Annotated in this window: 21 protein-coding genes; 18 read left to right on the top strand and 3 right to left on the bottom strand. The window is 57.0% G+C overall.

Translation table 11 applies throughout. The annotated features are described in order from the left end of the window. Positions 1-49: 49 nt before the first annotated feature. Genes ACZF99_RS13310 through ACZF99_RS13300 form a run of 3 tightly spaced genes read right to left on the bottom strand, consistent with a single transcriptional unit; the run spans position 50 to position 2,222 of the window. A complete protein-coding gene (locus ACZF99_RS13310) occupies positions 50-1,228 on the bottom strand; it encodes a MalY/PatB family protein (RefSeq protein WP_483605539.1) in 1,179 nt (392 codons plus the stop codon). A 55-nt stretch (positions 1,229-1,283) separates the two neighbouring features. Further along, positions 1,284-1,856, bottom strand: coding sequence for a beta-class carbonic anhydrase (locus ACZF99_RS13305; protein ID WP_483605537.1), 573 nt, complete (start codon positions 1,854-1,856; stop codon positions 1,284-1,286). A 42-nt stretch (positions 1,857-1,898) separates the two neighbouring features. Then, positions 1,899-2,222 carry an iron-sulfur cluster biosynthesis family protein gene (locus ACZF99_RS13300; RefSeq protein WP_483605536.1) on the bottom strand — a complete coding sequence of 108 codons (324 nt, stop codon included), beginning with the start codon at positions 2,220-2,222 and terminating at the stop codon, positions 1,899-1,901. Positions 2,223-2,362: 140 nt separating this feature from the next. Between ACZF99_RS13300 and ACZF99_RS13295 the strand changes: the two genes are divergently transcribed. From ACZF99_RS13295 to ACZF99_RS13210, 18 genes are all read left to right on the top strand, one after another. Further along, complete coding sequence (locus ACZF99_RS13295; RefSeq protein WP_483605534.1) at positions 2,363-3,883, top strand: carboxypeptidase M32; 1,521 nt, start codon at positions 2,363-2,365, stop codon at positions 3,881-3,883. 185 nt (positions 3,884-4,068) lie between these two features. Next, entirely contained in the window at positions 4,069-5,073 is a 1,005-nt protein-coding gene (locus tag ACZF99_RS13290; RefSeq protein ID WP_483605533.1) for an ABC transporter substrate-binding protein, read from the top strand. Positions 5,074-5,104: 31 nt separating this feature from the next. Next, on the top strand, positions 5,105-5,884 hold the full coding sequence (locus ACZF99_RS13285) for an ABC transporter ATP-binding protein (RefSeq protein WP_483605532.1): 780 nt from the start codon (positions 5,105-5,107) through the stop codon (positions 5,882-5,884). Between the two features lie 90 nt (positions 5,885-5,974). Beyond that, positions 5,975-6,721 carry an ABC transporter permease gene (locus tag ACZF99_RS13280; RefSeq protein WP_483612703.1) on the top strand — a complete coding sequence of 249 codons (747 nt, stop codon included), beginning with the start codon at positions 5,975-5,977 and terminating at the stop codon, positions 6,719-6,721. A 228-nt stretch (positions 6,722-6,949) separates the two neighbouring features. Beyond that, a complete protein-coding gene (locus tag ACZF99_RS13275; protein ID WP_483605531.1) occupies positions 6,950-7,945 on the top strand; it encodes an aromatic acid exporter family protein in 996 nt (331 codons plus the stop codon). Positions 7,946-8,009: 64 nt separating this feature from the next. Next, positions 8,010-8,555 carry an outer spore coat protein CotE gene (cotE, locus tag ACZF99_RS13270; RefSeq protein ID WP_483605530.1) on the top strand — a complete coding sequence of 182 codons (546 nt, stop codon included), beginning with the start codon at positions 8,010-8,012 and terminating at the stop codon, positions 8,553-8,555. A gap of 156 nt (positions 8,556-8,711) precedes the next feature. Next, on the top strand, positions 8,712-10,178 hold the full coding sequence (locus ACZF99_RS13265) for a putative amidoligase domain-containing protein (RefSeq protein WP_483612701.1): 1,467 nt from the start codon (positions 8,712-8,714) through the stop codon (positions 10,176-10,178). Between the two features lie 73 nt (positions 10,179-10,251). Continuing rightward, positions 10,252-12,978: a DNA mismatch repair protein MutS gene (gene mutS / locus ACZF99_RS13260; protein ID WP_483605529.1), complete on the top strand. Its 2,727-nt coding sequence runs from the start codon at positions 10,252-10,254 to the stop codon at positions 12,976-12,978. 511 nt (positions 12,979-13,489) lie between these two features. Continuing rightward, complete coding sequence (mutL, locus tag ACZF99_RS13255; protein WP_483605528.1) at positions 13,490-15,577, top strand: DNA mismatch repair endonuclease MutL; 2,088 nt, start codon at positions 13,490-13,492, stop codon at positions 15,575-15,577. Between the two features lie 24 nt (positions 15,578-15,601). Beyond that, positions 15,602-16,387 carry a class I SAM-dependent methyltransferase gene (locus ACZF99_RS13250; RefSeq protein WP_483605526.1) on the top strand — a complete coding sequence of 262 codons (786 nt, stop codon included), beginning with the start codon at positions 15,602-15,604 and terminating at the stop codon, positions 16,385-16,387. Further along, positions 16,371-17,345 (top strand): tRNA (adenosine(37)-N6)-dimethylallyltransferase MiaA, encoded by a 975-nt coding sequence (gene miaA / locus ACZF99_RS13245; protein ID WP_483605525.1) that lies wholly within the window; start codon positions 16,371-16,373, stop codon positions 17,343-17,345. The genes ACZF99_RS13250 and miaA overlap by 17 nt, the downstream gene beginning before the upstream one ends. 24 nt (positions 17,346-17,369) lie before the next feature. Then, positions 17,370-17,609: an RNA chaperone Hfq gene (hfq, locus tag ACZF99_RS13240; RefSeq protein ID WP_016312028.1), complete on the top strand. Its 240-nt coding sequence runs from the start codon at positions 17,370-17,372 to the stop codon at positions 17,607-17,609. Positions 17,610-17,881: 272 nt separating this feature from the next. Further along, complete coding sequence (locus ACZF99_RS13235) at positions 17,882-20,521, top strand: transglycosylase domain-containing protein (RefSeq protein WP_483605524.1); 2,640 nt, start codon at positions 17,882-17,884, stop codon at positions 20,519-20,521. 155 nt (positions 20,522-20,676) lie between these two features. Beyond that, positions 20,677-21,237, top strand: coding sequence for a ribonuclease FAU-1 family protein (locus ACZF99_RS13230; protein WP_483605523.1), 561 nt, complete (start codon positions 20,677-20,679; stop codon positions 21,235-21,237). Positions 21,238-21,240: 3 nt separating this feature from the next. Next, positions 21,241-21,927 (top strand): YdcF family protein, encoded by a 687-nt coding sequence (locus tag ACZF99_RS13225; RefSeq protein WP_483605521.1) that lies wholly within the window; start codon positions 21,241-21,243, stop codon positions 21,925-21,927. A gap of 109 nt (positions 21,928-22,036) precedes the next feature. After that, positions 22,037-23,020, top strand: coding sequence for an AAA family ATPase (locus ACZF99_RS13220; protein ID WP_483605520.1), 984 nt, complete (start codon positions 22,037-22,039; stop codon positions 23,018-23,020). Between the two features lie 41 nt (positions 23,021-23,061). Continuing rightward, positions 23,062-24,396, top strand: a complete 1,335-nt coding sequence (hflX, locus tag ACZF99_RS13215; protein WP_483605518.1) for a GTPase HflX — start codon at positions 23,062-23,064, stop codon at positions 24,394-24,396. Between the two features lie 18 nt (positions 24,397-24,414). Further along, on the top strand, positions 24,415-25,668 hold the full coding sequence (locus ACZF99_RS13210) for a methionine gamma-lyase family protein (RefSeq protein ID WP_483605517.1): 1,254 nt from the start codon (positions 24,415-24,417) through the stop codon (positions 25,666-25,668). Positions 25,669-25,706 lie beyond the last annotated feature (38 nt).

The raw sequence follows: 25,706 nt of genomic DNA, 5'->3' as shown, positions 1-25,706 counted from the left end.
GTCTATCCGGCTTTGTCATGTTTTCTAAGCAGATGGATCGGCATGGCCTTTACGCATTCCGCGCGGTGACCGCTGCGCAAAAGCGCTCCAGCGCCTCCTGCAGCAAAGAGCGCGGACACGCCAGGTTGATCCGCAGGAATCCTTCGCTGTTCCCGCCATAAATGGAGCCTTCGGTAAAGGCGATTTTGGCTTCCTTGTACATCACTTGCTTCAACTGGGCTTTGCTCCATCCCAGCGCCCGGCAATCCACCCATAACAAGTAGGTGCCTTCGGAGAGGACGGGGGATGCTGCGGGCAGATGCTCCGCAAGATAAGCGACCGCGAAATCGCGGTTGGCGCGGATATACTCCAGGACGGCGTCAAGCCAATCCTCGCTTTGCGTATACGCCGCGATGGTAGCCGAAGGGCCAAAATAGTTCGGGGAACCGATAGCCAACGCTTTGATCCGTTCCGCGAACCGCTTGCGGATTGCCACGTTCGGAATGATCGTATACGCCGTAGCGAGCCCGGGGATGTTGAACGTTTTGGAAGGGGCCGCACAGGTGATCGTGATGCCGGCATGGGCCTCGGAGAGCGAAGCAAACGGCACGTGACGGTGTTCCTTAAAAACCAGGTCGCCATGAATTTCGTCCGAAACGACCTTCACCCCGTATTTCAAGCACAGCTCGCCGAGCCGTTCCAGCTCTTCCCGGGTCCAGACCCGCCCGCCGGGATTATGGGGGCTGCACAGCAGCATCAGCTTGGCGCCGTCCTGCATCAGCGACTCCAGGTGGCCGTAATCCATGCGGTAACGCCCCTCTTCAAGAATCAGCGGATTTTCGGCGACCTCGCGTCCGTTGCTGCGGATCACGTCATAGAACGGATTATACACCGGGGATTGCAGGATCACCCGGTCTCCCGGTTCGGTCAATACCTGGACGGCGACGCTTAGCGCAGGCACGACGCCCGGCGTATCGGTCAGCCAAGACGTTTCGACGCTCCAGCCATGCCGGCGCTCCAGCCAGCCGATGATGGCCTCGAGGTATTCTTGGGGCCGGGTGGTGTAGCCGTAAACTCCCAGCTTGGCCCGTTCCGTGACAGCTTCGACAATGGCCGGAGCGCAGCGGAAATCCATATCGGCCACCCACAAGGGCAGTACGTCCGGATCGCCGAACAGCTCCCGTCCATGATCCCATTTCTCGGAGAACGTTCCTCTCCGCGGCAAACGTTCGTCGAAATCATACGTCATTAAGTTACTCCATCCTTTCCCCACGCAGGCGGCTTCTATTCATTCTTAGTTGATGTTACTTCTGCAGCGGCTGGTACCCGTCGATCACCAGCTCCAGTTCGCCCGTCGTCGAATCGATCAGCATCCCGTGGACGGGGATGTCGGCCGGGAGCAGAGGATGCTTCTTGACGATATTTACTGTCTGGATGACGCCTTCTTTTTCGTTATCGAAGCCGCGCAGCCATTTATTCAGCTTGATGCCGGAGTTCTCCAGCGTGTTCAGCGTATCGTCGCTGATCCCGCGCTCCCGCATGGAGCCGATCATCCGGTCCGAATTCAGCGCCGCCATCCCGCAGCCGGTATGGCCGACGATGAACACCTCTTGCGCTTTCAGCTCATAGATGGCGACCAGCAAACTGCGCATCACGCTGCCGAAGGGCTGGGAAATCACCGCACCGGCGTTCTTGATCAGCTTAACGTCGCCGTTGCGCAAATTCATCGCTTTCGGCAGGAGCTCTGTGAGCCGCGTGTCCATGCAGGTGACGATCGCCATTTTTTTCTCGGGAAATTTGTCCGTCACATATTTCTCGTATTCCTTATCTTCGACAAATTTACGGTTAAACTCCAGAATCGTTTGCAGTTGATTCATTTTACCTGCCTCCTTAAGCTTTGGGTAGCGGCTGCCGGCGTTCTATCGGCGGTCAACCAAGCGGATATTGGATTTGTAAAACTGTGACGGCCCATCCAAACGGAACGTGCCGGTGTTTTCTTCCCCCTTCAGGGTAAGCTCTTCTTCGAAAAATACCGCCTGCATCTTATCGATCCAAAACGGATAAACCTCGTTCTCCATCGGAATGTCGTAAGCGCCGGGTTCGGACACGATGGCCAGTCCCGGAACGCCGCTCATTCCGCAGCCGCAGTTTTCCGTATCGTACACGAGGCGGAGAAGGCCCGGCTTTGCGCCCAGCTTGTCGGCGATCAGTTTTTCGGCCGTCGGGTTTAAGGATATTTTCATAAGATGAAGACAGCTCCTTTACATGAAAATGAAATATTTCAAAAAAAGGTGATTTCGCCCGCTTAAAATTTGATTATACGGTTTGTTAAAAGTATCATCAAGAGTAGCAGTAAATTTCACCAGTAAAGGCGGGAGTTGTCATGAAACAGGAAACGGTTGAAAAATGGGAGCTCTTTCGAGAGCTTCTGCAGAAGATTCACGGATACGGGGAAGCGGTCGCCCTAATGAATTGGGATTTGCGCACGGGCGCGCCGCGGAAAGGCGCAGAGACCCGGGCAGCCACCATCGGCCTATTGTCCACGGAGGCGTTTATGCTGCAAACCTCGGCGGAAATGGGCGAATATCTGGCCTATTTGAATCAACCTTCCGTCTTGGATGAATTGGATGATGTCAAACGCCGGATGGTGCTTGACGTGCAGGAGGAGTATGACCGGAATGTCAAGATTCCGCCGCAGAAATTCCGCGAATATACCGAACTCACGGCCCATTCCGAAACGATGTGGGAGGATTTTAAAGAAAACAGCGATTTCGCCGGGTTCGAGCCTTATTTAACGCAAATCGTGGAAAAAACGCAGGAGTTTATCGACTACTGGGGTCCGAAGGCCACGCGTTATGATACGTTGCTACATATGTACGAACCGGATCTGACGGTCGAGAAGCTCGACCAAGTATTCGGGCAACTGCGCGACCGTCTGGTTCCGCTGGTCGAGGCGGTGGCGGCGGCGAAGAACAAGCCGGAGGCGCCATTCCTGGATCAGCTGTTCGATACGGGACAGCAGGCGAAGTTCAGCCGGTTCCTCCTTGAGCAAATCGGCTACGATTTCGAAGCCGGACGGATCGACGAAACGGTGCATCCGTTCCAAACGACGCTGAATCATGGTGATGTGCGGATCACGACCAGCTACAAGCAGGATGATGTCGCCAGCGCTATCTTCAGTTCCCTGCACGAAGGCGGTCATGCCCTTTACGAGCAGAACGTTTCCCCGGAGCTGGCCGGATCGCCGCTGGGCCAAGGCACATCGATGGGAATCCATGAATCCCAATCCCGCTTCTGGGAGAACTTCGTCGGGCGCAGCCTGCCATTCTGGCAGCGGTATTTCGGTGAACTTCAGCAGCACTTCCCCGAACAGCTGAAGGAGGTTACGCCGGAAGCGTTCTTCCGCGGCATCAATCGCGTGGAGAACTCGTTAATCCGGATCGAAGCGGATGAGCTGACGTATAATTTGCATATCATCATCCGCTACGAGATCGAGAAGATGCTGTTTAATGAAGCTTTGCCGGTCAGCGAGCTGCCCAAAGTATGGAACGAGAAATACCGCGATTATCTCGGCCTCACGCCGCCGAACGACGGGCTCGGCGTGCTGCAGGACGTTCATTGGTCGGGCGGTTTGTTCGGCTACTTCCCGTCCTATGCGTTAGGCAATATGTACGCGGCTCAGATCGCAAACACGCTGCGCAAGGAGCTGCCGCAATTCGAAGGCTTTGTTGCGGACGGCAATTTCCGGCCGATCAAGGAATGGCTGACCGACAAGATTTACCGATACGGCAAGAGCCGCAAACCGTCGGAGCTCATCCTGGCCGTCACCGGGGAGGAGCTGAATCCGGATTATCTCGCGGATTATCTGGAACAAAAATTTAAAAGCCTTTACGGATTGGAATAATGTTCCGATCAAACCTTCAGGCCTGACGGTCCTGGAGGTTTTTTTTGATTTTACAGAGCGGCGGACGGGATGAACTCGGCTCCTTAACCTTTTGCTAGGCCATCGCATACTATTTAGTATGTTCCGGCCGACCGCTAGGATTTGAGTTGGCTACGGAACTCCAAGCAGAAGGAGAGGTGAACGGCATGAACAACGCGCGAAAGGTGTTATGGCTCGCGCTCATCGTACTCCTGACGGCGGCCCTGAGCGGCTGCGGAGGAAGCGGCCAAGCACAAAAGGTAAAAATCGGGGAAGTCACCCGTTCCGTATTTTATGCCCCGCAATATGTCGCTTTGGAAAAGGGCTTTTTTAAAGAAGAGGGTCTCGACGTGGAACTGCAGACGACGGCGGGGGGCGACAAAACGATGACGGCGCTGCTGTCGGGAGCGATCGACGTGGCGCTGGTCGGCGCGGAAACGTCGATTTACGTGTATCAGCAGGGCTCGGACGACCCGGTAATCAACTTTGCCCAGTTAACGCAAACGGACGGAACGTTCCTTGTGGCCCGGGAGGATGTCGGGGAATTCGATTGGGAGCAATTGAAGGGCAGTGTCTTCCTCGGCCAGCGCAAAGGGGGCATGCCGCAAATGGCCGGCGAGTTCACCCTGCGCAAGCACGGGATCGATCCGCAACAGGATCTGGAGCTGATTCAGAACATCGACTTCGCCAACATCACCGCGGCTTTTGCTTCGGGAACGGGCCAGTTCGTTCAACTGTTCGAACCGCAGGCTTCCATTATGGAACGGGAAGGCAAAGGCCATGTCGTGGCCTCCTTCGGAACCGAAAGCGGGAAGCTGCCGTACACGGTGTTTATGACGAAGCAAAGCTACATGAAGTTCCGTCCGGAAATCGTCCAGAAGTTTACGAACGCGATCCACAAAGCGCAGCTATGGGTACAGTCGCATACGCCGGAAGAAACGGCCGAAGCCGTGGCGCCTTATTTCAAGGACACGGACATGGATATCTTGGCCAGTTCGATCAAGCGTTACCAGGAGCAAGGGACCTATGCGGATACGCCGGCATTGGCGGAGGAAGCCTGGAACAACCTGCTTGACGTGATGGAAAGCGCCGGAGAATTGAACGAACGGGTCGAAGCAGGCAATCTGGTCGACAACAGCTTCGCCGAAAAAGCCGTCAACGCGGCAAAATAACGAAAAAAACGGAAAAGGAGCGTGAGCGCTTTTGCCTTCTGTCGTGGAACTGAAAAACCTGGATCTGGTCTACGTGACGGACCGGGAGGCCGTCCTCGCTTTGCAAGGGATGAATTTGGCGGTGGAGCCGGGCGAGTTCATCAGTCTGGTCGGTCCCAGCGGTTGCGGAAAGACCACGCTTCTCTCCGTCATGGCGGGTCTGCTCGCTCCGTCGCGAGGGGAGGTACTGCTGCACGGCAAGCCGGTGGCGGGACCAACGCCGCAGGTCGGGTATATGCTGCAGCAGGATTATCTGTTCCCGTGGCGGACGATTCTGAGCAACGCCGTACTGGGGTTGGAGCTGACGGGGCGATTAACGCCGGAAAGCACCGAAGCCGCCCGGGCGCTGCTGGCGGAAATGGGCCTCGGGGATACGGCGAATCTGTATCCGCATCAGCTGTCGGGCGGAATGCGCCAGCGGGTAGCCCTCGTGCGGACCTTGGCGACCGATCCGGAGCTGCTGCTCCTGGATGAGCCGTTTTCGGCGCTGGATTACCAGACGAAGCTGCAACTGGAGGATTTGGTTTGGGGGACGCTCAAACAAAGGGAGAAAACGGGCGTCCTGGTCACCCATGATCTGTCGGAAGCGATCGCGGTCAGCGACCGGGTGATCGTGCTGGCACCGAGACCCGGTCGCATTCGCAGCATGTACGAAATTCCGGAGGCGATCCGAAACGCGCAGCCGTTCTACGCCCGGGAAGCCGAGGGATTCAACGAACTGTTCCATGAAATCTGGCGGGACTTGGAAACGTCGGAAAGGGAGGAGGGATAGCTTTTGGCACAGCCCAGAACCAAACCGAATGCCCCTCAGGAAGCCTGGCTGCAGGAGAAATGGCAACTGCACCGCAAGCGCAAGCGGCGGATGAGCAACTACGTGGTGGGCGTTCAGGCCTTGATCCTCGTGTTGTTCGTCGGACTTTGGGAACTCGCGGGCCGACTGCGATGGATCGATGTGCTGATCTTCAGTTACCCGTCCAAGGTTGGACAGCAGATTGTCAAAGATGCGGTCAGCGGGGAATTATGGCCGCATCTGGCGATGACGGTTGGGGAAACGGCAGTCGGTTTTCTGCTTGGGACGCTGATCGGCACCTTGTTGGCCGTCCTGATCTGGTGGTCGCCGTTTCTCTCCCGCGTACTGGACCCTTATATGGTCGTATTCAACAGCATGCCGAAGGTGGCGCTCGGCCCGATCTTTATCGTCCTGTTCGGCGCCGGCTTCACCGCCATCGTCGTTACGACGCTGTCGATCACCGTGATTGTAACCACCTTGGTCGTGTTCAACAGCTTCAATGAGGTGGACGCGAACTTGGTCAAGGTGATCCGCACGTTTGGCGGCACGCGGCGCGACGTGTTTATGAAGGCGATTCTGCCCGCCTCGTTCCCCACCATCGTGTCTACGTTGAAGGTGAACGTGGGGATGGCCTGGGTTGGCGTCATCGTCGGGGAGTTCCTCGTTGCCAAAATCGGGCTCGGTTACCTGATCGTCTACGGGTTTCAAGTGTTTAACTTCACCCTGGTGCTGTCGAGCCTGGTCATCATCGCCATCGTGGCGACGGCGATGTATCAGATGGTCGTCTATATCGAAAGGAAGCTGGTGCGGGAGCGGTAACGCTCCCTTTTTTTGCGGGGGAATCATTGTTGCGCAAGGCCGCTTTGCAGCATGATCCCGTTCGATCGGATCAGGAGAAATGGGGAGAACCCTTACCGAAAGGGATCATCGTACAAGCTTCCTCTTCCTTAGACAGCAAAGGTTGAAGGTGAAAGTGGGATTGTTTGGATTCCGAAAATCAAGTAGGATATTTTCATAGATCGGTTTCGACAAAAAGGATGGGATTCCATGGGGTTTCGGGTCATCAAAACGGCCGTCGCCACGCTAATGGCCATTTTTATCGCGGATTTTGCCGGAGTGGCGGGCGCCAATTCCGCGGGGCTGCTCGCGATTCTCGGGGTGGACGTCACCCGCAAACGCAGCTTGGCTTCGATCTCGGCGCGGTTTTTCGCTTCCGTACTGGGGTTATTGCTGGCTTTCGGCGTTTTTTACTTATTGGGCTTTCATATTTGGGTGCTGGCGATTTACATTTTGATCGCTTTCCCGTTGATCGCCCGGGCGGGCTTCAAGGAAGGGATCGTGACCAGCTCCGTCGTCGTGTTCCGCGTGTTCGGCGGTGCGGAGCTTTCCTGGCACGTGCTGTTGACCCAAGTGGAGTTGCTGATCATTGGTCTCGGTTCGGCGATGGTCGTTAACTTCCTGTACATGCCGAAGACGGAAGACAAGCTGTTGGACACTCGGCATGAGGTGGACGCCTTATTTTCGCGTATCTTTCAGGAGATTGGGGCTTCGCTGCGCGATCCGTATCGCCTCTGGGACGGCAAAGAGTTGACGGAAGCGGCCCGGCTGGTTGCGGAGGGGCATGCGATCGCCAAGCGGGCGGCAGAGAATCAGATGATCTCGCCCAATGAGGCCTGGACCGCGTATTTCGTCATGCGCAAAGAGCAGCTTAGCCGGATCGAAGGCATGTTGGAGCTGATTTCGCAGGTGTATCACCGGATGCCGCAAGGGGAATCTGCCGCGGTGTTGTTTGATCGGCTTAGCATGGACGTCAATCAGGAGGAATACACCGGCATCACCGAGCAAATGTTGGCCGAGCTGGAGGAGGAGTTCAAAAAAATGGAGCTGCCTTCCACCCGCGAGGAATTTGAAATCCGTTCGGCCATCCTTCAATTGTGCCGAGAACTTTCTTTATATCTGGACGTTTCCAAAAAAAATAAAGCCCCCATTCCGCGAATGGCGGCGAATCAAGCGCTGAAGCGAAATCAGGAGCCGATAAAATAGTTGTCACCCTAGACGAATGTCCTGCATACACTTTTAGTGAATGATGTATGGAGGAGGTTCTAACATGTCATTGAAATATCAAAGTAGAGAGATCATCACGAAAGCGATCTGCGGCAAAGGTCGTAAGTTCTCTACCGTAACACATACCGTGACTCCCCCTCATAAACCGTCGAGCATCCTGGGGGCCTGGATCATCAACCACCAGTACGAAGCGGTCGCTGCGGGAGACGGAATTGAAGTTATTGGTACTTACGATATTAACATCTGGTATTCGTATGACAAGAACTCGCAGACCGAGGTCGCCAAGGAAACGGTATCTTACGTTGAGAACGTTCCGCTGAATTACCTGGATTCCCGACACCGTTCGTCGACGGTGGAAGTGTTCGCTGAAGCCACGCAGGAGCCTAGCACCGTCGAAGCCACGGTATCGGGAGACGGCCGCGTATCCATTCGGGTGGAACGCGAATTCGCGGTGGAATTGGTTGCCGAAACGAAGTTGAACGTCCTTGTCGTACCGAGCAGCGGCATTGAAGACAAGGATTACGATTTCGGCTCCGAACTCGGCGACTATGAAGATTTGGATCCGGATCTCCTCGACGACGAACTGTGATTCGTGTTGGAAACAAAATGGCGGATCGGTAAGCACCGAATGTTTCAGGCTACAGTGTAGCATATGCGGCAAGGGCGTCGTCGAAGAGGGCGGCTGCCCTCTTTTTGTTTTTATTTTTTGAGTAACCTCTAACTAAGACGGGGGATGAACTCGGTGATGAAGGATGAGCACCTCGTGTTGAAGATTCGCCTGGACTCCGGCGCGTTCAGAGGGCGCCTGTTTCAGGCGTTGGCCCGCTTGGGCGGCCCATATCGGGTGTTGAAAGGCCCGGCGCCGTCCGGCGAGCAGATTGCAGGTGCCTTTAAAGGCGGGCGGCAGGACCAACCCGTCCCGAACGAACCGGAGTGGATGTACTATGGACCCGAGGAAGCGTATTGGAGCGACCGGGTTCATGAAATCGTGCTGGGCCGGCCCAAGGTGCCGCTGGATAACTGGCGGCGGCGTCTCGAAGCGGCCGGAGTTATGACGACCTCGCCGGAACGGCTTCTCCCCTCGAGCCGAAGGGCTGCTCCCGCCTATACGCGCCGCTACGCAGTTACCGTGTTCCACTTGCGGGCATGGGAAATCCGGCCGCTCGGCAAAGCCGGGCAAACGCTGCCGCTCCTGGGTGAATCGCCGTCCCCGGACTCCCCGCTGCACAAACGACTGGAAAGCACGGCCGTTCGCGCGTTATACGCCGTCGGGTTCGATTTTGGCGAAGTGATCATCTCGGCCGGGGAGGAAGGGAGGTTTACGATTGATGCGTTAACCCCTTCCCCCGGCAGCAGCGCTGCCGCCGCCGGACTGGCCCGGGCCATGCGGGAAACCTTGGCGGAACGGGAAAAGCTGTTAGCTGCTCCGGCGGAACGTCTGATCGGGATGGACCCGGAGTTTTTGCTGTTCGATCCGGCCCACGGCAAAGTGGTTCCGGCCTCGCGATATTTGCATTTTCACGGGGAAGCGGGGTGCGACGTACTGCGTTACCGCGGTCGCCGCTTGTTTCCGCTTGCCGAGCTGCGGCCTCGGCCCGGCAAAGAGCCTCGCGAAATTGTCGTCCATCTGCTGCACGCGTTTCGCGAAGCCCGTGAGGCCATCGAGGACCGGGGGCTGATCTGGCAGGCCGGGGCCATGCCGCAGCGCGGCTTTCCGCTGGGCGGACATCTGCATTTCAGCGGGGTGCCGCTGACGCCGGAGCTGTTGCGCACGCTCGACAATTACCTGGCGCTGCCGCTGGCCGTGCTGGAGGACACCCGAAGCCGGCCCCGTCGGCCAAAGTACGGTTTCCTCGGGGATTTCCGGCTCAAGGCGCACGGGGGGTTCGAATACCGCACTTTGCCGAGCTTCCTGATCTCCCCGCTCGTTACCAAAGGCGTGGTCGCTTTAGCGTGTCTGATCATCGAGAACGCGGAACGGCTTGGCGCGAGACCGCTGGAGAAAGACGAGATCTGGACGGCGTTTTACGCCGGCAGAAAAAAGCCGCTCCGAGGCGCGTTGCCTCGCTTGTTGGCCGACATTCAAGCGGTTCCCGACTATTCGCGGTACCGGGATTATGTCAATCCGCTGCTCGAGTCCCTTCAGTCCGGACGCGTCTGGGACGAAACCGCCGATATCCGGTTGGCGTGGAAAATGCAAAATCCTTCATAACCATGCTGCCCATTTCTGGTATAATAGGATTCTATGAAAGAGCTGACCGCAGAGGGTTAAATGGAGGGGAATCATGGCTACCTACACGCCGATGATTGAACAATATTTACGGATTAAGGCGGAAGCGCAGGACGCGTTTCTGTTCTTCCGGCTGGGCGATTTCTATGAAATGTTCTTCGATGATGCGATCCTGGCCGCGAAGGAGCTGGAAATTACGCTGACCGGGCGGGACGGGGGCGCCGAGGAGAAAATCCCGATGTGCGGCGTCCCTTACCACTCGGCGGACAACTATATTCACCGGTTGATCGAAAAAGGCTACAAGGTAGCGATCTGCGAGCAAATGGAGGACCCGTCGCAAACCAAGGGCATGGTCCGGCGCGAAATCGTCCGGGTGATCACCCCGGGGACGATCATGGAAGGGAAGACGGTCGGCGAACGGTCGAACAACTATATTGTCTCCGTCACCGAGCGGCAAGGCGTGATGGCCCTGGCGGCCTGCGACCTGTCCACCGGGGAGTTGTACGCGACTTCGGCGCCGTCGAACAAGGAGTGGCTGCGCGACGAAATCGGTTTGTACGACCCGGCGGAGATCATCGGGGATCCGGAGCTGCTGGATTGGATTGCCGGACAAGCCGCTCCGCTCGGCAAGCCGGTGGTCTATACGCCCTGGGCCAAAGCGAAGGAGGAGACGGGCCGTTCGCTGTTCGGCGAAGCGGAGTGGATTCGGCTGGAGCCGGAACGGCGCGACAATATCGCGCTCCTTGTCAGCTATCTAAGCGAAACGCAAAAACGCTCGCTTGGCCAACTGACGAAAATATCGGCTTACGAGCCCGAGCATTTCATGATTTTGGACCCGTTTACGCGGCGCAATCTGGAACTGGTCGAGACGGTCCGCGAGCGTTCGAAGAAAGGCTCGCTCCTGTGGCTCCTCGACCGAACGGAGACCTCGATGGGCTCCAGGCTGCTGCGCCGCTGGATCGACAAGCCGCTGCTGCAAAAATCGCGGATCGAGGAGCGCCTGGAAGCGGTGGCCCATCTGCATGGCGCTTTTATTCTGCGCGAGGATTTGCGCGGCGCGCTGCAGGATATTTACGACCTGGAGCGGCTGGTCGGCCGCGTCGCCTTCGGCAATGCCAACGGGCGCGATCTGGTCGCGCTGAAAACGTCGCTGCGCCAGGTGCCGGCCATCAAGGGGCTGTGCGGCGATTCGGCATCATCCACCCTGCGGCGGATCGCCTCGGCGATGGACGAGTGTGGCGATCTGGCCGGAATGATCGAGGCGGCCATCGCCGATGATCCGCCGGTGTCGGTACGAGACGGAGGGATCATCAAAGCCGGGTATCATGAGCGGCTGGACGAGCTGCGCGAAGCCGGAGTGAACGGCAAACGCTGGATCGCCGAGCTGGAGGCGGCCGAACGGCAGGCGACCGGGATCAAGTCGCTGAAGATCGGTTACAACAAAGTGTTCGGATACTATATTGAAGTCACGCGGGCGAATCTGGCGGCGCTGCCGGAAGGTAGGTACGAGCGGAAGCAGACGCTGGCGAACGCCGAACGTTTCGTCACCCCGGAGCTGAAGGAGAAGGAAGCGCTCATTCTCGAAGCCGAGGAGAAAATGGTCGACCTGGAGTACGCGTTGTTCAACGAGCTGCGCGAACGGATCGCCGCGGAGATTCCCCGCTTGCAGAAGCTGGCCGAGCAAATCGCCGAAATCGACGTGCTGCGCTCGCTGGCGACGATAGCGTCGGATAACGGCTTCGTGAAGCCGAAGCTGACCGACGGCTATGACCTCGTTGTGGAGCAAGGTCGCCATCCGGTAGTGGAATCCGTCATGAAAGACACATCGTTTATCGCCAACGGAACGGCGCTTCGCAAAGACGAAGCCAGCATCCTGCTGATTACCGGACCCAATATGGCCGGCAAAAGCACGTATATGCGGCAGGTCGCACTGATTTCGATCCTGGCGCAAATCGGCAGCTTCGTACCGGCGGATAAGGCCGAGATTCCGCTGGTCGACCGGATTTTCACGCGGATCGGGGCGGCGGACGACCTGATCGGCGGGCAAAGTACCTTTATGGTGGAGATGGCCGACATTCAGATCATGACCGAAAAGGCAACCCCTCGCAGTTTGATCATCATCGACGAATTGGGCAGGGGCACGTCCACCAGCGAAGGGATGGCGATCGCGCAGGCGGTGATCGAATACGTCCACGACCGGATCGGCTGCAAAGCGTTGGTCTCAACGCATTTCCATGAGCTGGCTCATCTCGAGCACAGCCTGCGGGGGCTTAGCAATTACAGCATGGCGGTGCAGGAGAGCGGCGACAAGGTGCATTTCCTGCGCAAGCTGATCCCCGGCGCGGCAGACACCAGCTATGGAATCTACTGCGCGCGGCTGGCCGGCTTACCGGAGGAGATCATCGGCCGGGCTTATGGGCTGCTGAAGAGCCTGGAGGAAAAAAGCCCGCAGCCGGCTGCGCAGCAGGGGCAGGAAGCCGCCGTTCAGGCCGTGCGGGAAACGGCCGCTGCGGTGGCGGAGGATGCGGCAACGACTGAGGCCGTGGCTGCGGCGGAGGATGCCGCAGGCCCGCTTCCTGGAGAAGGCGGGGCGGTGGTGCAGCTTTCGATTTTTGGCGACGAGGAGCCGCCGGTTCCAGCCAAGCCGGCCGTCCAGGCACCGGAGAATCCGGGCCTTCGGGCGATCCTGAACCTGCTCAAAGACGCCGACTTGATGAACATGACGCCGCTGCAGGCGATGCAGTTGGTCAATGACTTAAAGATGAAGGCGAAGGATTTGTAAGAACGGTGGGTTGGCTGGCTGACGGGCTGATTTGGGGTTAGGCCGGACTAGAGTCGGGCCGAGGTGAGGGTCAGACTTTACAAGGTAAGGAGAAGGCGGGAGTGAGCAGGACAAGCAGAGTTAAGACAAGACCAATGCCTTTGGCAAGATAAGGCCTAGTAAGGTCAGCCCCAGGGCAAGGCAAGGTCAAAGCTGAGGCTAGGTCGCCTCAGGCTCAGGTCTAGTTCAGCCCACCCAGGCCTTTTCTTAAACTCTAGCGCTTGGGAGAAGGCTTAAGTTGGCCAAAATCGTCGTGTTGTCTTTTTAACGCTGACCACGATGCTTATATGCCCGTTTGATGACCGAATTCCGGCGTTATAGAGGAAATAGAGTTGCTCAGCGTCGTTGGCGATTGTAAACATCGAATATTACCTGAATAGCGTTTCTCATCAGCGTTAGCGCAGCGGACAGGCAGCGAAAGGAAAGGTAAAGTAATCATGCGTAGGGTCTAAAGCTACGGGAGGGAATAGCCATGGCAAAAATCGCAATATTGGACGAGCATATTGCCAACCAAATTGCTGCCGGGGAAGTGGTGGAGCGTCCGGCGTCGGTGGTCAAGGAATTGGTGGAGAACGCGATTGACGCAGGGGCAACCAAAATCGAAGTCGCCGTCGAAGAGGGCGGCCTGCAACTGATCCGCGTCATCGATAACGGCTCCGGCATCGAGCCGGAGGACTGCGAAACGGCGTTTTACCGCCATGCGACCAGCAAAATCACCTCCGGCCGCGACTTGTATCAGATCCGCAGCCTTGGATTCCGCGGCGAGGCGTTGCCGAGTATCGCGGCCGTCGCTAAAGTCCGGCTCGTGTCCTCAAGCAACGATACGGGGCTCGGGCGGGTCATCGAAATCGAAGGCGGCTCGCTGAAGCTGAACGAAGATATCGCCGCTCCGCAAGGGACGGAACTTGTAGTTAAGGAATTATTTTACAATACGCCGGCAAGGCTAAAGTATATGAAGACGATCCAAACCGAGCTGGGACATATCTCGGACGTGATGTACCGGCAGGCGCTTGCCCATCCCGGAATCGCCTTTACGTTGCGGCATAACGGCAACACGCTGCTGCAAAGCCCCGGCGGCGGAGATCTGCTGCAGATCATCGCCGCTATATACGGCGTGAACGCCTCCAAAGGAATGGTTCCGATCGAAGCGGAGGACCTGGATTACCGGATTACGGGGTATATCGGCCGTCCCGATTTGGCGCGTTCCAACCGCGGCGGCATGTCAACGATCGTCAATGGGCGTTATATCCGCAATCACGGGCTGCATCAAGCGATCCTGCGCGCGTATCATACGCTGCTGCCGATCAACCGCTATCCGCTCGTAGTGTTGATGCTGGACATGCATCCGTCGCTGGTCGACGTCAACGTGCATCCGGCCAAGCTGGAGGTGCGCTTCAGCAAGGAGCCGGAGCTGAACGGCTTCGTGGAATCGAGCATCCGCGCCGTGTTGTCCGGCCAGGTGCTGATCCCGCAAGTCGTGCGCCAGACGATCGGCAAAGGCCCGAACCGCTCCGTGATCCAGGAGCAGTTCCACTTCCCCGCGCCGCCTATCGGCGCGGGGGAGGGCGCTTCCGCCGCCGCCGGGCAAACCGCTGCGGCGGCGGAAAGCGCGCTCCGGCCGCCGGGGAACGGCGGCGCGGAGCGTGACCCGGGCGCGCGGTCCGCTGGGCCGGACCGCGGCGGCGAAGCCGGGGCGCCGCCGGCAGGCGCCCCGATTGGCGGCGCCCCGCTGCGCAGCGGGGGCGCCTTTGGCGCTCCCGCAGCGGCCGAAGGCCTGACGCTGCGGGAGCGCGGCGCAGCCGGCGCCGGCACGTACGGCGCCGCGCCTGACCCGGCCAAGCCGCAGGGCGGGCTTGGCCAAACCGGCGCCGCCTCCGCAGGCGGCGGCGCAGCGGAGCGGCAGCCGCTGCCGGGCGCGCGGCTGCAGGAAATGCCGGAAGCGTTGTACGGCTCGCCTGCGGCGGCGCCGGAGCTTCCGGCCTTTCCCGAGCTGTCCTTGATCGGACAGCATCACGGCACCTACCTGATCGCCCAAAACGATCAGGGGTTGTATTTAATCGACCAGCATGCGGCGCACGAGCGCGTCAATTACGAATATTATTACGAGAAGTTCGGCCGACCGACCGATGCCTCGCAGGAGCTGCTGATTCCGATCACGCTGGAATTCACGCCATCGGACAGCGCCAAATTGAAGGAGCGGCTGCACTGGTTCGAACAGGTCGGGGTCGTGCTCGAGCATTTCGGCGGCGGTACCTTCCGCGTCGTCGCGCATCCGTATTGGTTCCCGCAAGGGGAGGAGGCGAGCATCATTGAGGAAATGGCCGAATGGGTGCTCAGCGAGCGGGCCATCGACCTAGCCAAGCTGCGCGAGGCCTCGTCGACGATGGTATCCTGCAAGGCGTCCATCAAGGCGAACCAAAAGCTGACGCCGGAAGAAGCAAACACGCTGATCCGCCGGCTGGCCGCCTGCAAACAGCCTTACACCTGCCCGCACGGGCGGCCGATTATCGTTTCCTTTTCCACGTATGATCTGGAGAAGCTGTTCAAGCGGGTCATGTAACGGCAGCAAACGGAGGAGTTCATCATGTTAATTACTACGGGAGACCATGAAACACCGGCCGCCGTTCGCCGGGCGAGGGAACTGGCCGATGTGGCCGGCGTTCCTTACGTCCCGCGCAGCCGGACTTCCCTAGCGCGATTAGCCGAGCGCCACGGCGACAGCGATATTCTGGTGGTCCTGGAGCAGGGGGCCCGGCTGCATCGAACCGGGCGGGAACCGATGACGTTTCACCCCAGCATGGCGTTTGTCCGGGCAAAACGGCTGTTTAAAGGGGAAAACGATGCGATGCTTGACGCCGCAAGGGTGGTTCCCGGCGACGTCATCATCGACGGCACGGCGGGTCTGGGTTCCGATGCGAGTGTTTTTTCGATCGCCGCGGGGGCTGCGGGGAAAGTGCTGGCGCTGGAGGATTCCTTGCCGCTATGGGCATTGCTGTACGAAGGGCTGAAGCATTACGTCTCCGGCCTGCCGGCCTTCGACGAAGCGTTGCGGCGCATTGAACCGGTACATACGAACCATTTGGACGCGCTGCGGGCGATGCCGGACAAAAGCGCGGACATCGTCTACTTTGACCCGATGTTCCGCGATCCTATCGTGGAATCGTCTTCCATTTCACCGCTGCGGACATTTGCCAATCCGAATCGTCTGGATCCGGAGGCGGTGATCGAGGCTTGCCGGGTCGCTCGAAAATCCGTCGTCCTAAAGGAGCAGCGCGGGAGCGGAGAATTCGATCGGCTGGGGTTCACCGCGAACAGCCGATCCCATACCAAAATTGCCTATGGAGTGATTTCGCTTGACCCGAAACGATAAACCGAAACTGCTCGTGCTGCTTGGCCCGACAGCGGTCGGCAAAACGAAGCTCAGCATTGAACTGGCCCGATCGTTGTCCTGTGAAATCATCTCCGGCGATTCCATGCAGGTGTACCGGGGGATGGATATCGGAACGGCGAAAATCACCGTGGAGGAGATGGGCGGCATTCCCCATCATTTGATCGATGTGTTGGATCCCGGTGAACCTTTTTCCGTCGCGTTATTTCAGGAATGGTGCCGTAAGCTGATTCCGGAGATCGCCGGCCGCGGGCGGCTGCCTTTTATCGTCGGGGGTACGGGGCTGTACATCGAATCCGTCTGCTATGAATTCCAGTTTACGGAGGCCGGAGCCGACGAAGCTTTTCGGGCGCAGCAACAGGCGTATGCCGACGCCTATGGCGCCGCTGCGCTGCATGCCAGATTGGCGGACTTGGATCCCCGATCCGCGGCTCGGTTGCATCCGAATGACGTGCGTCGGGTGATTCGGGCGTTGGAGGTGGTTCATCTGACCGGAGAGACGTTATCGTCGCAGCTCGAGAAGCAGCAGAAGCAATCGCCCTATGAGCTTTGTCTAATCGGTTTGACAATGGACCGTCAAATGCTATATAACCGTATTGAACGGCGAATTGACGAGATGCTGAGGCTTGGCCTTGTCGAAGAAGTCCGCGGGCTCCTCCTTAAAGGGTACAGCCGCGATGCGGTTTCCATGCAAGGGCTGGGTTACAAAGAAATCGTCGAACATCTGGTTGACGGCGTTCCGCTGGAAGCCGCCGTGGAGAAGTTGAAAAGGGATACGCGCCGGTTTGCCAAGAGACAGCTTTCCTGGTTCCGTCACATGAAGGATATCGCCTGGATTGATGTAGGCGGCGGTGAAAATTTTTCCGGGATTTTGGCGGCTGCCCATGCTATAATAGCAGGAAAGTTTCCCGCTGATCTTGAATATAATTCAAAACACTAATTGATTCCTATTGGGGGTACGGCTATGAATAAGACCATTAACATCCAGGATACATTTTTGAACCAATTACGGAAAGAGAGCATTCCGGTCACCGTCTTTTTAACGAACGGCTTTCAGATCAGAGGGACGATTAAGGCATTCGATAATTTCACGATCGTCATCGATAGCGACGGCCGCCAGCAGATGGTGTACAAGCACGCAATCTCAACATTCCAGCCACAGCGGAATGTATCGCTCATGCAGGAATCACAAAACGAGGATTAAATCAGGCTGAAACTTTTTGCATTTCAATACGTTAAGAGTATAGGATAAGAACGGAGCAACCTGAACCAAGGTTGTTCTTTTCTTTCCGGGCACTTTTAAGCCGGGCGCTTAAGGATGATTGATCCGTTCAGGCAAGGGAATGTTCCAAAAATCACTCTCGCGTCATCGAATCCGTATCGAACCGACGCTCGCGCGGTGATATGATAACACTGTACGATGACTTTGGAACAACCTTGCAAAGCAGACCGGCAGGAAGGGAGTCAGAACAAACCATGTCTAGCAAAAGCCCGTCAAGGCTGCAGAGAAGCGGCAAGTCGGACAAAAAGGGAAAAGCGCCGAAAGCGAGCAAAAAGAGAAAGCTGACGGCCAAACGCGTGTTATGGACTTCATTTTTTACGATTGCTTTCGCGATATTTTGCGCAATTGCCGGCTATATGTACATCACGGTCAGCGGCGAGAAAATCCTCGTGGAGAACGAGGACAAGCTGATGGTATATGAGACGACAAAGGTGTATGACCGCACCGGGGTGTTGATGGGCGAACTGTCCATCGATAAAAGCGAACCCGTGGATTCGGACCAGATTCCGGAGCTGCTCAAGCAAGCTTTCGTTGCAACCGAAGACAAACGGTTTTTCGAGCACAACGGGGTTGATTTGTGGTCGATCGGCCGGGCGGCCGTTAAGGATATCGTGGCCCGTTCCCTGGTGGAGGGCGGCAGTACGATTACGCAGCAGCTCGCCAAGAACATTTTCCTAAGCGCCGACAAAACGTTTTTCCGCAAAGCGACCGAGATGTCGATCGCCATGGCGTTGGAACGCCATAAGACGAAGGATGAAATCCTGACGTTGTATTTGAACCGGATTTCTTTCGGCGGCACGGTTTACGGCATTAAGGCGGCATCGATCCGCTATTTCGGCAAAAGCGATCTGAATCAACTGGATGTCTGGGAGATCGCGACACTGGCGGCCATGCCGAAAGCGCCGTCCCGATACAATCCGCTGAAGAATCCCGAGTTGTCCAAGGAACGGCGCGCGGTCGTGCTCGACCTGATGTTTCAGGAGGGGTACATCACGGCGGAGCAGCGGGACGAGGCCAAGGCGGTAGACTACGATTATGAGCCGCCGGTGAAAAATCAAAGTTATCTTGCCTTCAAGGATTATGTCGTGGAGGAAGCCGAGGAGAAATTCGGGTTGACCGAAGACGAATTGAATCGCGGCGGCTACAAAATCTACACGACGATGGACGCCAAGGCGCAAAAGGCGCTGGAGAATGCGTTCGAAAACGACGATTTCTTCGAGAAAAGCAAGGATGACCAGCAGGTGCAGGCCTCCATGGTCATCATGAACCATGAGAACGGCAGCCTGATCGCCTTGCTCGGCGGCCGGGATTACCAGCGTAAAGGCTTCAGCCGGCTGGACAGCCGCCGTCAACCGGGCTCGGCGTTCAAGCCGATCGTGTCGTATGCCCCGGCCCTGGAGTCCGGCAAATTCACGCCGAACTCGCAGATCAGCAATGAGAAGCAATGCTTCGGCAAATACTGCCCGACCAACCTGCACGGGTATTCCAAAACGATCAACCTGACCGACGCCTTGACGAAATCGGAGAATATCCCGGCTGTCTGGTTGTTGAATGAGATTGGCGTAGGTACCGGCGTCAAATATGCCGAAGCGATGGGCATCAAGATGGATAAGAACGATCGCAACCTGGCCATTGCGCTGGGCGGCTTGACTTACGGCACGAACACGCTGGAGATGGCCGGAGCGTTCAGCGTATTCGCCAATGGCGGTTCGTATAACCCGCCGTACTCGATCAAATCGATCGTCGACCACGACGGCGTGGAGAAATACAAATACAACGCACCGAAGCCGAAGCGGGTCATCAGCGAACAAACGGCCTATTACATGACGACGATGATGCAGAACGTCGTCAATGACGGCACCGGGAAACGGGCGAAGCTGGACCGTCCGGTTGCGGGCAAAACGGGGACAACGCAACACGGGATCCCCGGGCTGAAAAGCAGCAAAAACCGCGACGTCTGGTTTGTCGGCTATACGCCGGAATGGACCGGCGCCGTCTGGATGGGATATGACAAACCCGATAAGAATCACCTGCTGAACGGCAGCAGCGGCCAGACGGCGGCCTTATTCGCCGCCGTCATGAAAGAAGCGTTGAAGGGCGTGCCGGAGAAGTCTTTCCCGGTTCCGAAGAACTTGCAGCAGGAGGAACCCGAGGAACAAACGGAAACGGCCGCTCCAACAGGCTTAACCGCCGCGTACAATCCGGATACCGGAGCGGTATCGCTAGGGTGGACCGGCGTTGAAACCGGCGATGCGGTTTACCACATCTACCGCCGCGAGGCTTCGGAAACGGACTTCACTCATATCATGGATTCCGTTACGACGGAGGCGGAAGATATCAGCGTTACTCCGGGAACCGGATACGTATACTACGTTACGGCCTATGATCCGGTCAACGCGGTGGAAAGCAAGCCTTCCAACAACGCTCAGGTGTTGATCGACAGCGTGGAGCCGCCGCTTGGCGAAGAACCGCCGGGTTCGAATCCGGGGACAACGGTCGATCCGAACCTTCCGAGCGGCGGCGGTGACGGCAGCCAAGATACGCCGCCAGGCAACGGTGAAGGCAACGGAAACGGCCAAAACGGGGGCGGAAGCGGCAACGGTCATGGCAATGGTAACGGCAATAATGGCAATGGCAACGGAAACGGAAGTCAGAACGGGAACGGTAATGGCAATAGCAATGGGGGAAGCGGTAGCGGTAACGATCCGGAGCTGCCCCCCATGGATGATGACGGAGGAGGTGTGATCGTTCCTCCGGACAACGGCGGGGACGAAACCGGCGGTACCGATGTTCCGGCGGGTACAACGGAGGGAACCTCGGGAATCGGCGGATAAACCGGATATGCCGGCAACGAAGCATTTTTGGCAAACCAACCCTCACCCTGCGCGATACGCAGGTGAGGGTTGGTTTTTCTGTTGAAAATGGTTTTTGTGACTCTCTTTCAAATATGGTAAGCTGAGAGTACATTGTGTTGAAAGGGAACTTATTTATGAAGCGAAAATTCGGAGACCGCGCGAATTGGCGCCGTGTAACCCATCGTCAATTCAAATCGAAGTTTGTGGAGAACGACGATTTTACGGGATACGTCACGCTGTACAGCATTTTCGCCTTGCGTGATCCGTTATGGAAAACCTATGGGGGACACACCTTCCGGATTGCCGACAAGGGCTACACCTGGCTGCAGTACTATCCCAAAGGAGCTCATTACGTCGTTACGGCGATGTTTGATGATCAAGGCGAAATCGTGGAATGGTATATCGATATTTGCAAGACGCAAGGGGTAACCGACCAGGGAGTCCCTTGGTTTGACGATTTGTATCTCGATATCGTCGTGCTGAAAAACCGTGAAGTGTATTTGTTGGATGAAGACGAACTTGACGAAGCGTTAACGAAAGGCCTCATATCGGTCAAAGACTATGATCTGGCTACGGAGACGGCCCAGCAATTGCTTCATGATATTAAGGAACGGCGTTTCCCCTACTTCCGCTTGTCCCTGGATCATTACCGGAACGGGTTTATGACTTCGGAGCCGAATCAACCGGGGGGATGAACGATGCGTTATGCCAAACCAAACGACAGTCCTATTTTAGGGAAGGCTCGGAATAAGCGAAAAGGCAGGGGCAGGAAGCGGATCTTTCGCTGGGGAATCGTGTTCGTTCTGCTCGGGGTAGGTTGGACGTTATTCGTGCTGGCTCAAATCGGCAGCGTGGAGCGGAATCCCGCTGCCAACCCGGCATTCGGCCAACCGGCCGAAGTCGGGATCGTCCTCGGGGCGGCCTTGTGGGGGGACGAGCCCAGTCCGGGACTTCGCGAGCGCTTAGAACAAAGTCTCAAGGATTATGAAGAGGGGAGATTCAAACTATTTCTGTTGACCGGAGGATTGGATACGCCAGGTTCGAAATACACCGAAGCGGAGGGCATGGCGAATTATCTGGAGAAACACGGAGTTCCACGGGACAAAATGCTCTTAGAAAACAAGGCGACCAGCACCTATGAGAATCTCAAGTTCAGCCAGGAGATGATGAAGGAGCGAGGGGTTACGTCGGCCGTGATCGTAACGCATACCTATCACGGAAACCGCGCGTTGGAAATTGCCAAAGCGTTGGATTACGAGAAACCTCGGCTTTCGTTAACCAAATCCAAGGTGCTAAAGCCGTTCCCGAACACGTTCCGGGAAATTTTGGCGTATTCGAAATGGAAGCTTGATCAACTGGGACTGGCCGTCGGCCTGAAAGGATGACAAAACTTCTAATAACGGACAGGGAGAGAGAATACATTTAGATGTGTGTTCAACAAGTTGGCTTTGTGAACTTCCTCTCAGCCCTACCTTTATAAAGAGGTGATTTCCTATGTCTGGGCGTGTTATGGCCAGAAACGGCTCTTCCGATGAGAGACCGTCGCGTCAGATCAACGTGATTCTCCGCAACACCGAGCCGCCTGTCGTCTCGCAGGCGATTGCCGACAGCGAACCTCAAGCCACGGCGAAAGGTTTGCCGCAGCAGGGGCTTTTTGCCGAAATCCAAAAGGAACTGGATCACCTGATCGGCTTGGATCATATTAAAGAGTTGATGTACGAGATATATGCGCTTTTGCAAATCGCCTCGATGCGCTCGGAGGCGGGATTGTTATCCGGGGCGCAGGTCTATCACATGGTGTTCAAGGGCAATCCGGGGACCGGAAAAACCACGGTAGCGCGAATCGTCGCCAAAATGTTTCAGCGCATGGGCGTGCTGAGCAAAGGGCATTTGATCGAAGTCGAGCGGGCCGATCTGGTCGGCGAATACATCGGTCATACGGCTCAGAAGACGCGCGATTTGGTGAAAAAAGCGCTCGGCGGTATTTTGTTCATCGATGAGGCATACAGCTTGGCGCGCGGAGGCGAGAAAGACTTCGGCAAAGAAGCGATCGATACACTGGTTAAAGCGATGGAGGACCATAAAAATCAATTTATCCTGATTCTGGCCGGATACTCGGACGAGATGGATTTTTTTCTGTCGACCAATCCGGGGCTGCCCTCCCGCTTTCCGATTCAGATGGATTTTCCGGACTACTCGATCGACCAGTTGATACAGATTGCCGAAGGGATGGCGAAAGAACGGGATTATATCTTGATGCCGCAGGCGATACTCAAATTAAAGCAGCACTTGCTGCGGGAAAAATGCGAAAGCGAGCAGGTGTTCAGCAATGCCCGTTATGTCCGCAACGTGATTGAACGATCGGTGAGGCAACAGGCCGTGCGTCTGCTGAATCAATACGGCGGGGGCTCGCCGGGCAAGCTTGAGCTGATGACCATCCGAACCGAAGACTTGAAGCTCGACGCCAAAAAAACGTGACGGCCGCCTCTTTTTTTGATTTCCTTTAAGGAGTTGTGATGATGCCGAGGTTGCAGTTACATGAAACTACTACCCACCGCCCGGACGTAGCCGTATTGGTCAGCTTGGTTACGTCGGAGACGAAGCAAAGCGGAATCGATCCCGAATATTCCCTGGCCGAACTGGTGCAACTGGCCGAGACGGCCGGGGTCGAGGTCGCCGAATCCCTCGTGCAAAATCGCGATAAACCCGATCCTCGCTGGTTTATCGGGAAAGGGAAAGTGATGGAGCTCCGCGAGATCATCCGGCAACGGGGAGCGAACACGGCGATTTTCGATCAGGAGATGTCCGGTGCCCAGGTGCGCAATCTGGAAGAAATGCTGGACGTCAAAATCATTGATCGAACTCAGCTGATCCTCGATATTTTCGCGCAGCGGGCCAAAACGCGGGAAGGCATTATCCAAGTGGAATTGGCGCAGTTGACGTATTTGCTCCCGCGTTTGTCCGGGCACGGCAAGAACCTGTCCCGCCTTGGCGGCGGCATCGGGACGCGGGGGCCGGGGGAAAGCCAGTTGGAAACCGATCGCCGCCATATTCGCCGGCGGATTGGCGAGCTGAAACGTCAGTTGGAGCAAGTAACGCGGCACCGGCGGTTGCATCGGGCACGCCGGAAGGAAACCGGCGTCGTGCAAATCGCCCTTGTCGGTTACACCAATGCCGGTAAATCGACGCTGCTTAAGGCGTTGACTTCGGCCGACGTATTTGTGGAGAACCAGCTGTTCGCCACGCTGGATCCGACGACTCGGCTGCTTCCGCTCCCGGGCGGGAGGGAAGTGGTGCTGACCGACACGGTCGGGTTCATTCAAAATTTGCCGCATGAGTTGGTTGCTGCCTTCCGTGCCACGCTGGAAGAAGTCAACGAGGCGGACCTGATTTTGCATGTTGTTGACGCCTCATCGCCGATGCGGGAAGATCAAGTGGAAGTCGTCAACCGGATTCTGAACGATCTGGGGGCCGGGGGAAAGCCTCAGATCGTGTTGTTCAACAAGAAGGATATCTGCCCGCCGGAACGGCTGCAAATGCTGCCGACGGGCGAGGGGTACTTGAAGATTTCCGCGTTTGACAAAAGGGACCTGGCAGCGATTCTTGCCGTCGTACAGCGCAAGTTGTCCGGCGGGACCCTAACGTTCCGGATTCCTGCGGAACGAGGGGATCTCACCCCTGTACTGTATCGGGTGGGAGAAGTAGTGGACAAGCGGATGGACGAGGATGTCATGATTTACGAAATCGACGTGAACCCGGCGGATTTTGATAGGTACGGCGGTCGTCTCGCTCCTTTTGCGATTCCCAAGCAGGTTCCCAAAGCTGAAGACACGACAAACGATGGCATGGATTAAGGGAGAGATAACGTAACGATGGCAGAATTTTCGGAGGAAATCGTACATTGGCTGGAAGCCGCCGAACGGCAAGCGGAAAGCCGGTTTCGGGAGATCGACCGGATCGTCGATCACAACCAGTGGAAGGTGATTGAAGCTTTTCAACGCCACCAAGTCAGCGACTACCATTTTGCGGGTTCGACGGGTTACGCCTACAACGACCGCGGCCGCGAAGTGTTGGATCTGGTATATGCGGACGTATTCGGAGCGGAAGCCGCGCTGGTACGGCCGCATTTCGCTTCCGGTACGCATACGATCGCCACGGCGCTGTTCGGGGTCTTGCGTCCCGGGGACGAACTGCTCTATATCACGGGGCGTCCATATGATACACTACATAAAGTAATAGGAACCCCGGGGGACGGCAGCGGCTCGCTGCAGGATTTTGGTATCACGTACAGCGAAACGGCGCTGCTGGCCGATGGAACGGTCGATTGGGAGGCGGTGCGAGCAACCATTACCGACAGGACTAAAGTGATCGCGATCCAGCGCTCCCGCGGTTACGACTGGAGAGACTCCTTCACCGTTGAACGAATCGGCGAGATGGTTCGTCGGATTAAAGAAATCCGTCCGAATCTGATCGTCTTCGTGGACAACTGCTACGGGGAGTTTACCGAAGAACGGGAACCGACGGAGGTCGGAGCCGACCTGATCGCCGGATCACTGATCAAAAATCCGGGCGGCGGCTTGGCCGAAACAGGGGGATATATCTGCGGGCGGCAAGAACTGGTCAAATTGGCGTCCTACCGCTTGACCGCCCCGGGGATCGGCGGTGAAGTCGGGGCGATGTTGGGGACAACCCGGGGAATCTATCAAGGCCTGTTTTTGGCGCCGACCATTGTGGGACAAGCCGTTAAAGGCAGCATCCTGGCGGCTGCCTTGTTTGAACGGGCCGGATTCCAAAGCCGGCCGGGCTGGCAAGATCCGCGCACCGATCTGATCCAGGCGATCGCCTTCAGCGCCCCGGAGCAGCTAATTGCATTTGTGCAGGGCATTCAGCGGGCAGCCGCCGTAGACGGTCATGTCGTGCCCGAGGCATGGGATATGCCGGGGTATGAACATCCGGTCATCATGGCGGCCGGGACGTTTATTCAAGGCGGGAGTCTGGAGCTGTCTGCCGATGCTCCGATACGCGCCCCGTACATTGCGTATATGCAAGGCGGCTTGACGTATTCCCATGTCAAATTCGGCCTTCTCACCGCGCTCCAGACCATGAAGGACCGCAACTTGTTGTGAGTTATCCTAACATATCTATTGACATGTTAGGATAACTC

Source organism: Paenibacillus sp. JL3B1040 (assembly GCF_057063165.1).
This window is presented reverse-complemented; position numbering and strand designations above follow the sequence as displayed.